We start from the raw sequence: 13,960 nt of genomic DNA, 5'->3' as shown, positions 1-13,960 counted from the left end.
GCCGCACGGGTCGGGGCTCCACCGCATCACCGGGTCAGCCGCACGGCACCCCGTTGACCGTGAACAGCACCGGATTCGGGTTCGGGCCACCGGCGGTGGTGGCGTTGAAGCCGAACATCTGGCTGGCGCCCGGCATGATCCGCGAGTTGTACGACTCGTTCCGCGCGGTGACCCGGGCGCCCGACTGGGTCACCTTCGCCATCCACGCCTCCCGGACCTTCTGGTCGCCGTTGAACGCGAAGCTCAGCGTCCAGCCGTTGATCGGCGTACTGCCGGTGTTGGTGATGGTCGCCTGCCCGGTGAACCCGCCGCCCTCGGCCCAGGCGCCGTGGTTGACGTACGTCACCCGGCAGCCGGAGCCGGCCGGCACCGAGGTGCCGCCGCCCTGGTCGGCGAGGAACGAGGCGATCCAGGCCAGCGCCGAGTTCCAGTTGATCGCCACCTCGTTGGTGGCGTACGAGGCGATGTCGTCGACGTAGCAGAACATCGGCGCGCACCCCTCCAGCAGTTCCTCGGCGAACGGGTCGTCGAGACTGGCGTTCGCGCCACCGGCGATCGAGCCGGCCGGCGGGTTCGGCAGCGACTCGTCGTACTGGTTGCCGAAGATCCGGCTGTGCTGGTTCTTCGACGCCTTCTCGCCCCACCCGGTCACGTACGACTGGTTCAGCGCGTTGCGGCCGAAGATGTAGTCCATGCCCTGCACCGCGCCGTCCCGGTACTTCGGCTGTCCAGTCAGGTCGAAGGCGGTGGCCAGTACGACGGCGTTGTTGATGATGTTGCTGTTGGCGCCCCAGAAGTAGCTGCCCGGGGTGCCCGGCATCGGCAGCCCGTACGCCTGGCCCTGCGCGGTGGCCAGGTAGCCGTCGGCGGCGGCCACCACCGAGGCGCGGATCCGGTCCCGCTCGGCCGTCGGCAGGCCGCTCGGCACCGTGGCCAGGTCGAGTCGGCCCAGCGCGGCGGTGCTGCCCCAGCCGAAGCCGTGCGCCCCGAAGACCTCGTCGTCGGTGTGGTGCGGCGAGGCGGTCAGGTCGGCCAGGTAGGACGCGCCACCGGTGCTCAGGTAGAGCTCGGCGGCAGCCCAGTAGAACTCGTCGGTGACGTCGCCGTCGCTGTACGAGCCACCGCCGTTGCCGTCCTGCGGATCGGCGTACCGGGTCGGGTTGGCCTTGGCCGCCGCGTACGCCGTGCTGGCCGCGGTCCGGCAGCGCTCCGCGAACGCGGCGTCGTACGGGGCGTACAGCCGGGCGCACTGCGCGGCGGTGGCGGCCAGGTTGAGCGTCGCCGCCGTGGACGGCGGGTGCAGTTCGCGCAGCTCCGGGTCGTCCTCGGGTTGCAGGGGCAGCCCGGTCCAGTTCTGGTCGTGGATCTTGTGGTGGGCCATCCCGGCCAGCGGCTGCCCGGCCGGTACCTGCATCCGGAGCAGGAACTCCAGCTCCCAGCGCGCCTCGTCGAGGATGTCCGGCACGCCGTTGTCGCGTTCCGGCACCCGCAGCGTGCTGTCGGCCAGCGCCGCACCGCCGCCGGCGGTGGGCGCGGTCTTGGTCCGCTCGAAGGCGCTCAGTAGCTGGTAGGTGGCGATGCCGCCGTTCACCACGTACTTGCCGTGGTCACCGGCGTCGTACCAGCCGCCCCGGACGTCGAGGCGGTAGTCGCAGACGCCGGGCTGGCAGGGTACGTCCGTGTCGCCCCGGTTCGGCGCCACCCCGAGGTGCCCGGCCGGCCGGGCGTACGCCTCGCCGACCAGGTCGCCGTCGATGGCGATCCCGCTGCGCTGGATGTAGAAGAACTGGAGAGAGTCGGAGCGGAGCTGCTTCCAGACGTCGGTCGAGATGTCGAACGGGTGGCTGGTCTGGCCGTCGGCGGTCAGCGTGTAGCCGGTGCCCGGGGTGCGGAACGCGGAGAAGTCGACGGTGTGCACGTTCTGCGCCGACGCCTGGTCCACGCCGCGCGGGGTGCTCTGCCCGCTGGCCAGCACGGCACCGGCGGCCGACTTCAGCTCCCAGCCCAGCGGCTCGGTGGCTTCGGTGACGATCGTGGCGTTCTTCGGCCCGGCCGGCAGGTAGCCGACCTGGTTGACCCGGACCCGCGGCCCGGTGTCCGGCACGTACGGCGGCTCCTCCTCGCCACCGAGCAGCGAGGCGTTGTCCAGGCAGAAGGTGTATGCCGAGGCGGCGCCGCCGACCTGGAACGCCACCTGGGCGGCCTCGGTGTCGGCGGTGGCGGTGAAGGTCCGCTCGATGTGCTGCGCCTCCGGGCCGAAGGTGATGTCCTCGGCGAAGAACGAGGTGTACGGGTCGACGCCGAGCTGCACCGCCACCCGTACGGTCGCGCCGGGTGCGGCGGAGGCGTCGAAGGAGAGCGTGTACGACTCGCCGTCGATCAGCGTCACGTCGTTCTGCCCGACGCCGCCGTCCCAGGGGTTGGCCAGTCCGCCCGGCACCTCGGAGCAGAGCCGGCCGTCGGTCACCCCGGTGGAGGTGGTGCCGTAGGAGTACCAGCCGGAGGTGCCGTCGGCGAAGTCCCCGTTGGTCAACTGCTCGGCGCCGCCGGGTGGCGGTGCGGTGTCGGCGTCACTGGTCAGCGAGACGTCGTCCAGGCAGAACGTGTACGCCTCGGTGGCGCCACCGAGCTGGAACGTGAGGGTGCCGTTGGCTGAGTCGAGGGTGCCGGTGAACTCGTACCCGAACTCCTCGGCGGTGGCGTCGAGCGCGACGTCCCGGGAGAAGACCGTGGTGTACGGGTCCTCGTTGAGCTGCACGTTCGCTTTCACCGTGACCGGCGCGCTGGCCGAGGCACGGAAGCTCAGCGCGTAGCCGGCACCGTCGCCCAGCGGGATGTTGTTGTGGCCGAGGCTGGCGTCCCAGGGGTTGGCGGTGCCGCCGGGGACCTCGGTGCAGAGCTGGCCGTCGACCGGGGCGAGGGTGAGGTTGGTGGTGGACCACCACGGGGCGGTGCTGTCGGTGAAGGTGCCGTTGACGATGTGTTCGGTGACCGCCAGGGTGCCGGCGGAGCCGTCGGGCCGGGCCTGCGCCCCGGTGGCGGTGCCGGTGAGCAGCAGGGCGGCGGTGGCGAGCAGGGTGACCGCGCGGGCGGACCGGCGGTGGCGGTGGCGGGGTCGGAGCACGGGGGATCCCTTCCGGTGGGCGTGCCGCCAGCGGGCCCGCAGCACTCGGGTTCGCGGCGGTGAAGCACTCGGGTTCGCGGGGGTGGAACCGGCAGCGCTGGTGGGAGCGCTCCCAATACGGAGCCGATGTTGCCAGTCCGTTTCCGGCATGTCAATCGACCGAGCTGGATCGAATTCCGGCCGGTGGGTGGCTGCGGACCAGCTACCGGCGCTGGAACGGCTCGCGGTTCGTGATCACCGTAGCCACGTACGGTAAATTTCGATCGCCACTCCGGCCCGTTGGTGATCTACTGCAAGCATTTCGGCCGTCTTTTTGGCAGGCTGCCAGCCATGAGCCTGAAGCTGCGATCCGTGGCGGTGAGCGACCGTGGCCTGATCCGAGGCGCGAACCAGGATTCCGTGCACGCCGGACCCTGGCTGCTCGCCGTGGCCGACGGCATGGGCGGAATGGCCGCCGGCGACCTGGCCAGCACCATCGCCATCGACGCGATCCGGCCGCTGGACGTGGAGACTCCGGAGGAGGGGCTGGTCGCCGCCCTGCAGGGCGCCGTGGACACGGCGAGCGCGGGCATCCGGGCAGCGATCGCCGAGGACCCGGACCGGCAGGGCATGGGCACCACCCTCACCGCGCTGCTGCTCGCCCGTACCGGTGCCTGCCTCGCTCTGGCCCACGTCGGCGACTCCCGGGCGTACCTGCTGCGCGGCGGCACGATGACCCAGCTCACCCGGGACGACACCTTCGTGCAGATGCTGGTCGACGAGGGGGTGATCAGCCCGGAGGAGGCGCACAGCCATCCCCGCCGGGCGGTGGTCACCCGGGCCCTACAGGGCGAGCCGGTGACCCCCACCTACACCACCGTGGTGCCCCAACCCGGCGACCGGTGGCTGCTGTGCAGCGACGGGCTGTCCAATGTGGTCCGACCGGATAGCCTGGCCGAGGCGCTGCTCGGCTACCCCGAACCGGCCGGCTGCGCACAGCGGCTGGTCGACCTGGCCCTGCGGGCCGGCGGGCCGGACAACATCACCGTCGTGGTCGCGGACGTCATCGACATCCCCTGACCGCGCCTGTGCCGGCTCCTCGAGGGTATGCGGAGCGGAAGCCCTCCTCGTGGGTGCCGCGCGCAGGTGAGGCGTCGAGCGTGGCCACCGCGCGGATCGACGGCCTGCCCGGCACCGACAACACGACCTCGGTCCGGGTTGACGAAGGTTCAGCGGCCGGCTACCCGCGGCGGGGTCGGAGGCCGCGGGTCGGGGCCGCCCCGGTCGGGTCCACCGGCCACGGGTGCCGGGGATAGCGACCGCGCAACTCGGCACGTACCTGCGGATAGCCGGTCCGCCAGAAGGAGGCGAGGTCCCGGGTCACCGCGACCGGACGGCCGGCCGGGGAGAGCAGGTGCAGCAGCACCGGCACCCGCCCGTCGGCGATCCGGGGCACGTCCCGCCACCCGAACGTCTCCTGCAACTTGACCGCGAGAACCGGTGCCGCCGGATCGGAGTAGTCCACCCGGTACCGTGACCCGCTCGGCACGGCGAGCCGCTCCGGGGCCAGTTCGTCCAGCCGGGCCGCCTCGCGCCACGGCAGCAGCCGGCGGAGTGCCGCCGGGACGTCGATCCGGGCCAGGTCGGCCCGGCGTCGGGCGGTGGCCAGCTCCGGACCGAGCCACTCGTCGGCCCGGTCCAGCAGGGCCGCGTCGGTCACCTCCGGCCACTCGCCGCCGAGGGCCTGCCGGCAGAACGCCAGCCGGGCCCGCAGCTCCCGCGCCGGCCGGGGCCAGGTCAGCAGGTCGAGCCCGACCTGACGCAACCCGTCCCGCAGCGCGGCGGCGACCCGGGCCGGATCCGGCCGGGCCAGCGGGCGGTCCAGCAGCACGATCGCGCCCAGCCGCTCCACCTCGCGGGCCACCACGTCCTCGCCGGACCAGGCGATCTCCTGCTCGCGCCCGAGCAGCGCGGCACCGGCCTCCCGGGCGGTGGCCCCGTCCACCACCGCCGCCTGGCGGATCACCGCACCCCGGCGGCCCGGTGCCCGGTCGGCCACTGAGATCGCCAGCCACTCCGCCCCGACCAGCGGCGAGCCCGGCGCCAGGTCCGCCGCGGTGCCACCGGCCATCAGGTACGTCTCGGCGCCGGTCTGCCGGGCCCGGGCCAGCCGCTCCGGGTACGCCAGCCCGACCAGCAGCCCGGCGGCCAGGTCGTCCGGCAGTTCCGGCCCGGTCTGCCGGTCGTCGGGTACGGTCCGTCGGTCGTCAGGCCCGTTCCGTCGGCCGTCCCGCCCGGTCCGTTGGTCGTCGGGTCCGTTCCGTTGGTTGTCGGGTCCGTTCCGTTGGTTGTCGGGTCCGTTCCGTTGGTTGTCGGGTCCGGTCCGTTGGTTGTCGGGCCCGCCTTGTCGGTCGTCCCGCCCGGCGGAGGGCTGCGACTCGTCGAGGGCGGCCCGCAGCCGGTTCACCTCCGCCCGCCACCTGGTGCTGGCGGGGTCCGTACCGGAGCGGAGCCGGCGCCAGGTGGCGACCAGGTCGTCACCGGGAGCGGACTCGGCGAGTACCGCGACCACCTCGGCGGCCCGGTGCGGTCGGACCCGGGCAGCGCCGTCCAGCAGGGCCCGGGCCAGCCGTGGATGCGCGCCGACCGCCGCGATCGCCCGGCCCCGCCCGGTCACCCGGCCGTCCGGGGCGACCGCACCGAGTGCCGCCAGGGTGGCCCGGGCCACCTGCATCGCCGCCGCCGGAGGCGGATCCGGCAACGCCAGCCCGGCGCCGTCCGGGCGCCCCCAGCAGGCGAGCTGGAGCGCGAAGGAGGTGAGGTCGGCTACCGCGATCTCCGGCTCGGGCTGCGCCGGCAGCCGGTCGTGGTCCGCTGCCGACCAGCACCGGTAGACCCGGCCCGGCGCCTCCCGGCCGGCCCGCCCGGCCCGCTGGGTCGCCGCCGCCCGGGACACCGGCACCGTCACCAGCGCGCCGAGTCCGCGGGCCAGGTCGGTCCGGGCCACCCGGCTCAGCCCGGCGTCGACCACCACCCGCACCCCGGGCACGGTGAGGCTGGTCTCCGCGACGGCGGTGGCCAGCACGACCCGGCGCCGACCGGCGGCCGGGCGGAGCGCGGCGTCCTGCTCGGCACTGGACTGCCGGCCGTGCAGGCGTACCAGGTCCGTGCCGGCCAGCCCGGTCAGCCGGCCGGCGACACCGTTGATCTCCCCTGCGCCGGGGAGAAAGACGAGCAGGTCGCCGTCGTGCTCGGCCAGCGCCCGGCGTACGGTCGCCGCCACGTGGTCGAGCAGCCGGGGATCGACCCGCAGCCCGTGCGGCGGGTCGACCGGCCGGGGCGGCGGGGACCAGACCACGTCCACCGGGTACGCCCGACCCTCGGCGTGCAGCACCGGGGCCGGCTCCGCCGCCGTGCCGAGCAGGTCGCCGAGCCGCTCCGCCTGTGCGGTCGCGGACATCGCCAGCAGGCGCAGCTCCGGACGGAGCGCCGCCCGGACCTCGATGCCGAACGCCAGGGCCAGATCGGCGTCGAGTTGCCGCTCGTGGGCCTCGTCGAGGAGTACCGCGCCGACGCCGGGCAACTCCGGATCGTGCTGGAGCCGCTGCACGAGCAGGCCGGTGGTGACCACCTCGATCCGGGTCCGGGCACTGGTCCGGCGCTCGCCGCGCACCGCGTACCCGACGGTTTCGCCGACCCGTTCGCCGCGTAGCTCCGCCATCCGGCGGGCGGCGGCCCGGGCCGCGACCCGGCGCGGCTGTGCGACGACGATCCGCCCGTCGACCTGGTCGGCCAGCGCCAGCGGGACCAGCGTGGTCTTGCCGGCCCCGGGCGGCGCCACCAGCACGGCGGCGCCATGCTCCGCCAGCGTCTCGGTCAGGGCCGGCAGGACGTGCCGGACCGGCAGATCGGCGGCGGATTCGGGCGGTGACACCGGGCCAGTGTCGCACCGGCGGCACCGGCGGCCGGGATCCGGGCAGCTCCCGGGCACCCGGCCGGCTCCGGTCCCGCTCACGGGCAGCCGGCGGGCTCCGGTCAGTCCCGGGGCAGCAGCGGGCCGAGCGGCCCGAGATCGAGGTTGAGGTCCTCCGGTGTCAGGCCGAAGTGCTCCCGCAGTTCCGTCATCTGCTCGTCCAGCGCCATCAGGGTGCTGCCGACCCGCTCGATCTGTTCCTCGGTCAGGTCACCCTGGTCGATCCGGCGCAGCGCCTGCCGTTCCATCAACTGCCGCAGCAGCTCCACGATGGTGAGCACCAGGCCGGCCAGGCCACGCTCGACCCCACCCCGGTCCACCTCGACCCGCCCCGGCCGGCGCCGCTCCGGGCTCAGCACGGGGTACCGCCGTCGGTCGGGTCCCGGCGGTCGGCGGCGCGTACGGAGGCGAGCAGCGCCCGCAGCGAGACGTACACCAGGTCCACGTCGGCGATCGACAGCACCAGGTCGCCACTGACCACGACTCCGGTGGCGAGTACCCGGTCGAGCAGGTCGACCAGCGCGACCGGCCGGCTGTCCACCACCTCCCGCCCGGTCACCGCCGCACTCCAGCAGCGTCGGCCGGGCCGGGACCGGCGTCGTGGAGCCCGCCGGTGTCATCGAGCCTGCCGGTGTCGTCGAGCCCGGCGAAGTCGTCGAGCCCGGCGAACGAGTACGGCGGCCACGGGCCGGTCAGCTCCAGCCGGAGCATCGGGTACCGGGCGCCCAGCTCCCGGACCAGGTTCCCGAATCCCGCCGCGCGCCCGCCGGGCAGCAGGTAGGCGCCGTTGAGCACCATCGGGTCCGGTACCCCGCTCAGGCTCCGGTCCTGCGGCCGGTGCCGGCGGGCCGCCTCGGTGTACCCGGCCAGCGCCACGTGTACGGCTTCGGCGCCCTCCGCCGCCGCCTGCCGGGCCGCCTCGCCCGCCGTGAGCGCGGCGCGCCGGCGGCGCAGGTACTCCGCACCGGCACCGCCGCCGCCGGACGGCCGCGCGGTCGTCGCCGCCTCGTCGGCCACGCGCACCGAGTACGCCTTCACGCCCCACTCGGCCCGGTCGGTGAGCCGATCGAGGGCGGCGGCGAACTCCGCCCGCAGGTCGTGCAGCCCCGCCCGGAGCGCTGGCTCGTCCCGGTAGACGGTGGCCAGCCGGGTCGGCAGAACTGGGCCGAGCCGCCAGACCGCCGCGATGACCCGGTGGTGGGCGTTCGCCGCCGCCAGCCAGCGCAGGTCGCCCAGTTTCCGGTGCAGTGCCGCCTCGCCGTACTCGTCGAGATCCACCGGCGTCACCACCGCGACCAGGTCGCCGACCCACACCGCCTCGACCGGACTCCCGCCCGTACCGGTGAGCCCGGCCAGCCGGTCGGGCCGTAGGTGCCGGGTCACGGCGTGCAGCCAGATCCCGGATCCGCCGCTCATCGCTCCTCCTCCTCCGTCCGCCGATCGGTCCGGTTCGGCAGCGCCCGATCGGACCGTCCCGCGTCGGCACCCGACCCGACGGACGGGCGGGAACGGCCGCCGAGGAACGGGTCGTGCTCCCACCAGTCGATCCCCATCTCCCGGGCGGTGTCGACGGAGGCGACCACCAGGCGCAGCTTGATGGTCAGCAGTTCGATGTCGAGCAGGTTGACCCGGATGTCGCCGGCGATCACCACGCCGCGGTCGAGTACCCGCTCCAGGATGTCCGCCAGGTTGCCGGTGTCGCTGGTCGCCGGGCGGCCGTGACCGTGGCCGTAGGCCGGTTGTGGCATCGACATGTCGGTCACGCCGCCCCGGTGCCGCTGTCGCCCCGGCCGCGCGGATAGCGCCGGGTCCGCCGATAGCCGGCCAACTCCCCACCGGTGTCCAGCTCCGTCCGGTAGACCGCGAGGATGTCCGCCGAGGAGGGCACCCGGGCGTCCTCGACGACCTCCACACCGACCACCCAGCCCCGCTCCGTGCGGTCCAGCGAGGTGACGCCGGTGACCTGCTTGCCGGTCAGGCCGGCGATGTGCCGCGCGCCGTTTCGGGCCGCGACCTGCGCGGAGACCACCCGGGCCGGGCCGGTACGCCGCCGCGCCGGCCGCCGCCGGTCCCCGGTCCGGTGGTCCGACTCGTCGTCGTACTTGTCGTCCGACTCGTCGTCGGCCCGGTCCTCGTCGTCCGCGTCGTCGTCGTACCGATCGTCGTCGGGGCGGTCGTCCTCCTCGCGATGGTCGTCGTCCTGGTCCGGGTAGCGGTCGTGCTCCCGGCCGCGGTCGGCGCGGTGAGTGCGCGCGGCCATGTCATCTCCCTTCAGGTACCACGTCCGACACGTCGGGTCGGGCGATCAGGCGGTCGAGGATCCGCTGCTCTGCCTGCGCGAGTTCCGGTTCGGAGATCTCGCCGGCCGCCGCCGCCTCGGCCAGCTCGGCCAACTCGCGCTGCACGTTGACCGGGTCGTGCAGTTCGCGTTCCGCCTGGTCGCGGAGGAGCCGGGCCAGCCCGGCAAGCCCGCGTACCGGGCCGAGCGGCAGGGAGAGCAGGATGCCCAACACCGGCCGTCACCGTCCCGACGCGGAGGGGACGAAGTCCCAGGGCGCGGCGGGGCCGACCATCCGTACCGTCGCCCAGTCCCGCCACGCGTCGGCGAGGTCCCGCACCGCGTCCGTGAAGGCCGCCCGGCGCCGTCGCTCGACCAGGAACGCGACCCGGGCGGCGTCCTGCTCGTGGTGCGCCGGCAGCGGCGCCTCGGCCAGGCAGTACGGGTCGAGCGCTTCGGTCAGCCGCTCGGTGTCGGCCGCCCGGTGCGCCTCCACCGCGCGAGCGACGATCTCGCCGAGCCGGATCCGCAGGTCGACGTCGGCCTCCGCCGGCCGGCCACGCAGCCGGTCGCGCAGGTCGGCGGCCTCCGGCTCCTTGGCCAGTACGCCGGTCAGCAGGGTCCGCTCGACGTACCGGGCCCGGACGACGTACTCGACCCGGCCGTCCAGCTCGACCAGCGCGGCCCGGTACTCGTCATGGCGCAGGGCCAGCAGTTCGGTCACCGCCGCCGTACTTGGCAGCACCGTGCCGAACCGCACCGGCAGTACCGGGACCTCGGCGGTCACCGCGACGCCGTCCAGCAGGTCACGGTAGGCCAGCAGGTCCTCGGGACGTCCCAGCCGTACGTCCAGGGGAGTCTCGCTGACCAGGGCGGCGATGTCGCCATGCCGGATCGTGGTGACCGGCCCGAGCGGGTCGCCCAGGCCACGAGCCTGCGGGGTCACCTCGACATCCGCCGGCACCAGCCCGTAGAGGAGCTGCCCGACGCCGGAGTCGATGGATGTGCGGGTCATTTCAGTCCTCCTCCCGGCGACGGCGGCGGGGGACGCGGTCCCGGTCCCGGCCGCTGCCGCCGACGATCTCGCCGAGGGCGTCCCCGGCCTTCTCCGCCAGTCCGGCCTTCGGGCCGGACACGAGGTCGGGCAGACCCTTGTCCCGGGTCGCCGACAGGTCGAGTCGATTCGTCGCCTCGGCGAACCGCAGGTAGGTGTCGACGCTGGCCACCACGACCCGGGCGTCGACGGTCAGCAGCCGGATGCCGACCAGGCTGACCGCCAGGTGGGCGTCGATGACCACGCCCTTGTCCAGGATCAACCCGACCACCTCGGCCAGGTCCGAGGAGTCGCTTCCACCGGATGGGGCGCCGTCCGTCCGTCGCACGATCTCCGTCATCGCCGTCGTCCTCCACCACCGCTACGTCCGACCCGCTCGGCATCGACCCGCTCGGCACCGTCACCACGGCGTTCCGTACCGTCACCACGGCGCTCGGCACCGCTGCCACCGCGTCCCGCGCCACCGCGTCCGGTGCGTTCGACCCCGCCCCGGCCGCTGGCACCGGACCGTTCCGTCGCGCCCCGGCGCCGCTGCCCGGCGCCGTCCGGCAGTTGGGCCGAGTCGTCGTCGCGGAAGACCTGCCCGTCCCGGATCTCACCCCGCCAGCCCCGGACCTCGTCCGGGTGCAGGATCGCCTGGGTCATCAGGTGCCGGGCGAAGTGCTTGAGTTCGAGGCGTACCCGGCGGCCCTGGGCCCGCCAGAGGTTGCCGGTCCGTTCGACCAGGCCCTGCGGGTGGTACTCGAGAACCAGCAGGATCCGGGTCAGGTCGGGGGCGATCTCGTGGAAGGTCACCGCGCCGTCGACCGAGCCCTTGTCCCCGGTGGACCGCCACACGATCCGTTCGTCCCGGACCTGTTCGGTGACGGTGGACCGCCAACTGCGGTGCGACCAGAAGATCTGTGCCTTCCAGGCCAGTTCCTCGGCCGAGGCCCGCTCGACGTGCTCCACCTTCTTCATGAACCGGGGGAAGTCCTCGAACCGGGTCCACTGGTCGTACGCCAGCCGCCGTGGCACGCCGACCTCGATCGACTCCACGATGTTGGTCACCTTGAGCTTCTCCTTCGCGCCGCCGCCCCGGCCCAGCGCCGTCCGGACCCGCTCCTTGACGGCGGCCAGTCCGGCGGCCAACCCGGCCTGTACCGGGGAGGAACCCTCGGCCAGCCGTCCGGCACCGGCCTTCGCCGCCGCCCCGGCCGGGCCGCCGCGCTCGGCGTACCGGACGAGCCGGTCAGTGGTGCCGCCGACCCGGCTGGTTGCGGCCGCGAGGACGTGCTCACCGGCGGCCCCGGCCAGGCCCCGGAGCGCCTCGGTGAGTCCGGCCGAGCGCGCCGCCCGCCCGCCGGTGGGCCGGCTCTTCGCCGCGTCGGTGGCCGGGCTCATCGGGTCCTCCGCCGCACCGGAGCGGCCTCGGTCGGAGTCCGGCGTCGGGCCGGTTGCCGGGACGTCGATCCGGGACGCTTCCGCTCGCTCTCCCGACCGGCAGCCGGACGGGTTCGAGCCAGGTCGTCGGCGTCATCCGCGTCGTCGGCGTCACCCGCGTCGGCGTCCGGGTGGTCGACATCGCTCTCCCGCACGTCCTCGTCCCGCAGGTCGGCTTCGGTGTCCGGCTCCTCGTCCACCGAGTCGTCGTCCTCGTACTGATCCTCTTCGAACTCGTCGAGGTCGTCGTCCTCGACGTCGGCCTGTCGTCGACCCCGCCGGGCCGTCGGGCGGATGTCCGAGAGCTTCCGGCGGGGGCGCTCGGCGGGCTCGTCCGGCTCGTCCGGTCGCCCGCGTCCGGCTGCGCGCTGCCCGGCTGCGCGCTGCCGGTCGGTCCGTTCCCGGAGCCCCGCGCTGACCGAGTCGATCCGCCGGGTGACCGCGCTGGTCGCGGCAGCCCGGGTCGCCGAAAGCAGCGGTGCGCCCAACCCGGCGATCCGGCCCAGTTCGGAGGAGTCGCCGAGCAGCTTCGCGCCCCGGCGCAGTAGCCGGCGATCGCCGCTGAGCCGTCCGGCCACCGCCGCACCGCCCAGCACCGCGACCAGACCCAGCTTCCGGTGTCGGCCGACCAGGTAGCCGACACCGGCTCCCACCGCGATCTGCGTCGCTCTATTCATTTCATCGTCCCCTTTGCTGAGTCCCTGGCGCTGCGGCGATTTCGGCAAACGCATTTCGTCTAGCCCCAGGCCGTACCCGGGGTGCCGGCGCGGAAAAACACCTTCCAAAATTGATGTGACGCAGGCCACAGTGTTTTCGGAAACTGGAAACATGCCGGCCTTGAGCTGCGAAGTCGCAGAGAGTACGCGGGGCGGTACTAATGGCGCGACGAGTGATCGAGGGCGAGAAAGCGGCAAACGGACACGTGAGGAGAAGGGCGTTCGGATCGGGGCCGGAACGGACACGCGCCTACTCTTCGCACCTGGTTGTGGTTTATCGGCCCGGTTCACCGGTCGGCGATTTTGGATGGCCTAGACTGGCCCGCCGTGAGCGTGCCGCCGCGCCGGGCCCCGGGAGACCTGCTGGTGCACCTGCGCCGGGCCCGCGACTACGCCGACCGGCACTACGCCGAGTCGCTGGACCTGGGCACCCTCGCGGCGGTGGCCGGGATCAGCAAGTACCACTTCCAGCGCCTCTTCACAGCGACGTACGGGGTCTCCCCGGCGGCGCACCTGAGCCGGCGGCGGGTGGAGCGGGCCCAGGACCTGCTGCGCGCCACCAACCTCACCGTCACCGAGGTCTGCCACGCGGTCGGGTTCGCCAGCCTGGGCTCGTTCAGCAGCAGGTTCCGGGAACTGGTCGGCGAGACGCCGCGCGAGTTCCAGCGCCGCTGGGCCGCCAACGGTGCGCCCCGGATCCCGGGCTGTTTCGTGTTCATGTGGGGGCTGGCCGAGCGCGGCTCCGCAACCGGGGAGAAGCCAGGGTCCGGTGACGGCTCCTAGCCTGGTCGCATGATTACCAACATCTCGATCACCAGCGTGTTCGTGAAGGATATCGACGCCTCGAAGGCGTTCTATCTCGATGTGCTCGGCTTCGAGGAGCACACCGACATCACCCTCGCGGACGGTTCCTACCGGTGGTGCACGGTCAAGCACCCGAACCAGCCGGAACTACAGGTGCACCTGACGCTGCCGGGGCCGCCGTACTCGCCGGAGATGGTGACCGCGATCAACCGGGAGATGGACGCCGGTGGCATGTTCGGACTCGGCCTGCAGGTGGACGACTGCCGCAAGGCGTACGACGAACTGCGGGCCAAGGGCGTCGAGTTCATCCACACCCCGGAGGAGCGCCCGTACGGCGTCGAGGCGGTGGCCCGGGACAACTCGGGCAACTGGATGGTGCTGGTCGAGTCGCGGGAGTACTCCGCCACCGACTTCGACTGAACCCTTTCCGGCAGGGCTGGAAACACCTCCGCCCTACCCGGTGGCCGGCGCGGTCGTCCCGCTCGGGCCGCCGGGTAGGGCGGAGGTGTGCCTGCGCTCAGTGAACCTTTCTCACCCTCCCCGTGCGGTCCTGCGGACCGCAAGGTCGGACGCGGTGCGTGAGCGCCGCGCGGTCCAGGTTGACAAAGGC

At 73.6% G+C, this 13,960-nt stretch carries 14 protein-coding genes and 1 pseudogene; 3 read left to right on the top strand and 12 right to left on the bottom strand.

Annotated elements, in window-relative coordinates; translation table 11 throughout:
* Positions 1-34: 34 nt before the first annotated feature.
* Positions 35-3,124, bottom strand: a complete 3,090-nt coding sequence (locus tag AAH979_RS15850; protein ID WP_346258865.1) for a glycoside hydrolase family 9 protein — start codon at positions 3,122-3,124, stop codon at positions 35-37.
* A gap of 330 nt (positions 3,125-3,454) precedes the next feature.
* Here AAH979_RS15850 and AAH979_RS15845 point away from each other — a divergent pair, with 330 nt between their 5' ends.
* Positions 3,455-4,183 carry a protein phosphatase 2C domain-containing protein gene (locus AAH979_RS15845; protein WP_346258864.1) on the top strand — a complete coding sequence of 243 codons (729 nt, stop codon included), beginning with the start codon at positions 3,455-3,457 and terminating at the stop codon, positions 4,181-4,183.
* 160 nt (positions 4,184-4,343) lie between these two features.
* Here the strand turns inward: AAH979_RS15845 and AAH979_RS15840 are convergent, their stop codons facing one another.
* From AAH979_RS15840 to AAH979_RS15790, 11 genes and pseudogenes are all read right to left on the bottom strand, one after another.
* Positions 4,344-7,037, bottom strand: a complete 2,694-nt coding sequence (locus AAH979_RS15840; RefSeq protein ID WP_346258863.1) for an ATP-dependent helicase C-terminal domain-containing protein — start codon at positions 7,035-7,037, stop codon at positions 4,344-4,346.
* Between the two features lie 101 nt (positions 7,038-7,138).
* Positions 7,139-7,435, bottom strand: a complete 297-nt coding sequence (locus AAH979_RS15835; protein WP_346258862.1) for a gas vesicle protein K — start codon at positions 7,433-7,435, stop codon at positions 7,139-7,141.
* A complete protein-coding gene (locus tag AAH979_RS15830) occupies positions 7,429-7,635 on the bottom strand; it encodes a gas vesicle protein (protein ID WP_346258861.1) in 207 nt (68 codons plus the stop codon). Before AAH979_RS15830 ends, AAH979_RS15835 begins: the two co-directional genes overlap by 7 nt.
* On the bottom strand, positions 7,632-8,492 hold the full coding sequence (locus AAH979_RS15825; protein WP_346258860.1) for a GvpL/GvpF family gas vesicle protein: 861 nt from the start codon (positions 8,490-8,492) through the stop codon (positions 7,632-7,634). Before AAH979_RS15825 ends, AAH979_RS15830 begins: the two co-directional genes overlap by 4 nt.
* Positions 8,489-8,830 carry a gas vesicle protein gene (locus tag AAH979_RS15820; protein WP_346258859.1) on the bottom strand — a complete coding sequence of 114 codons (342 nt, stop codon included), beginning with the start codon at positions 8,828-8,830 and terminating at the stop codon, positions 8,489-8,491. The genes AAH979_RS15825 and AAH979_RS15820 overlap by 4 nt, the downstream gene beginning before the upstream one ends.
* A 5-nt stretch (positions 8,831-8,835) precedes the next feature.
* On the bottom strand, positions 8,836-9,336 hold the full coding sequence (gene gvpO / locus AAH979_RS15815) for a gas vesicle protein GvpO (protein ID WP_346258858.1): 501 nt from the start codon (positions 9,334-9,336) through the stop codon (positions 8,836-8,838).
* Position 9,337: 1 nt separating this feature from the next.
* Positions 9,338-9,589: a gas vesicle protein GvpG gene (locus AAH979_RS15810; protein ID WP_346258857.1), complete on the bottom strand. Its 252-nt coding sequence runs from the start codon at positions 9,587-9,589 to the stop codon at positions 9,338-9,340.
* A gap of 6 nt (positions 9,590-9,595) precedes the next feature.
* Positions 9,596-10,369, bottom strand: a complete 774-nt coding sequence (locus tag AAH979_RS15805; RefSeq protein ID WP_346258856.1) for a GvpL/GvpF family gas vesicle protein — start codon at positions 10,367-10,369, stop codon at positions 9,596-9,598.
* 172 nt (positions 10,370-10,541) lie between these two features.
* Positions 10,542-10,748: pseudogene (gvpJ, locus tag AAH979_RS15800) on the bottom strand (gas vesicle protein GvpJ); the annotation flags it as partial.
* A complete protein-coding gene (locus AAH979_RS15795) occupies positions 10,745-11,791 on the bottom strand; it encodes an SRPBCC family protein (protein ID WP_346258855.1) in 1,047 nt (348 codons plus the stop codon). The pseudogene gvpJ and the gene AAH979_RS15795, both read right to left, overlap by 4 nt.
* Positions 11,788-12,507 (bottom strand): hypothetical protein, encoded by a 720-nt coding sequence (locus AAH979_RS15790; protein WP_346258854.1) that lies wholly within the window; start codon positions 12,505-12,507, stop codon positions 11,788-11,790. Before AAH979_RS15790 ends, AAH979_RS15795 begins: the two co-directional genes overlap by 4 nt.
* Positions 12,508-12,873: 366 nt before the next feature.
* Here AAH979_RS15790 and AAH979_RS15785 point away from each other — a divergent pair, with 366 nt between their 5' ends.
* Positions 12,874-13,329 (top strand): AraC family transcriptional regulator, encoded by a 456-nt coding sequence (locus AAH979_RS15785; RefSeq protein ID WP_346258853.1) that lies wholly within the window; start codon positions 12,874-12,876, stop codon positions 13,327-13,329.
* 9 nt (positions 13,330-13,338) lie between these two features.
* The gene (locus AAH979_RS15780) at positions 13,339-13,770 is read left to right on the top strand and encodes a VOC family protein (protein ID WP_346258852.1); all 432 of its coding nucleotides are present in this window, start codon (positions 13,339-13,341) and stop codon (positions 13,768-13,770) included.
* The last annotated feature ends 190 nt before the right edge of the window (positions 13,771-13,960 follow it).

The sequence above is a fragment of the Plantactinospora sp. ZYX-F-223 genome (assembly GCF_039649625.1).
GTDB lineage: Bacteria > Actinomycetota > Actinomycetes > Mycobacteriales > Micromonosporaceae > Plantactinospora.
The sequence above is the reverse complement of the archived record's forward strand: the minus strand, read 5'-3'. Positions and strand labels throughout refer to the sequence as shown.